The sequence below is a fragment of the Vibrio sp. 1562 genome (assembly GCF_033340155.1).
GTDB classification, from domain to species: Bacteria; Pseudomonadota; Gammaproteobacteria; order Enterobacterales; family Vibrionaceae; genus Vibrio; species Vibrio alginolyticus.
This window is the reverse complement of sequence record NZ_JAWOVY010000612.1, coordinates 1-569: the sequence shown is the minus strand read 5'-3', so window position 1 is coordinate 569 and position 569 is coordinate 1. Positions and strand designations below refer to the sequence as shown.

The following is a 569-nucleotide window of genomic DNA, read 5'->3' as shown; positions in this document are numbered from 1 at the left end:
CTTTAGCATGCATTGGCATCGCAATGTATACGTAATCGACCTCACCTCGTTTTGCCCGTTCTAACGCTTGGTTTACCGCGCCTTTGATTGGGTATTCGGAGCTAGGCAATCTGTCGCTAGAGCGTTCGTCATAGAAGCCGTCAAATAGAACACCATGCTCGGTGTGGTTTTGAATCTCGTTGGCAAGGGTAATGCCGTGAGGGGTCTGGCCGATGATGATAGCGGTGCGTGTGTTGAATCCCATTTTTCGCAAATAGGCTAAAACGGTACGAAAGGTCACTCGCCACGCCAACAGTAATGCCGGCGTAATAGTAACCCATAACGCTAAGATACTGCGGTCAAACAAAGGGTAAACTTCGGAAAAGTAAAGCACCATGAAAAGTAGGGCGCTTGTCATTAACCACGATATGCAAACAATGAACATTTGTTCTCTAAACGAGCTTGTCCGCCATGAACGATATAGGTTGCCGCTCTCCGCCATAAACAAAAATGAAATACCCCCGACGAAGGACAAGATGACGTAGTCCTTATCCATCGAGGTATTTGTGTCTTTCAATACTAGGAGCAGC

The 569-nt window shown here is 46.9% G+C and carries 1 pseudogene; it reads right to left on the bottom strand.

What is annotated here, in order from left to right:
• A pseudogene (locus R7Z49_RS26695) lies at positions 1-569 on the bottom strand (undecaprenyl-phosphate glucose phosphotransferase); the annotation flags it as partial.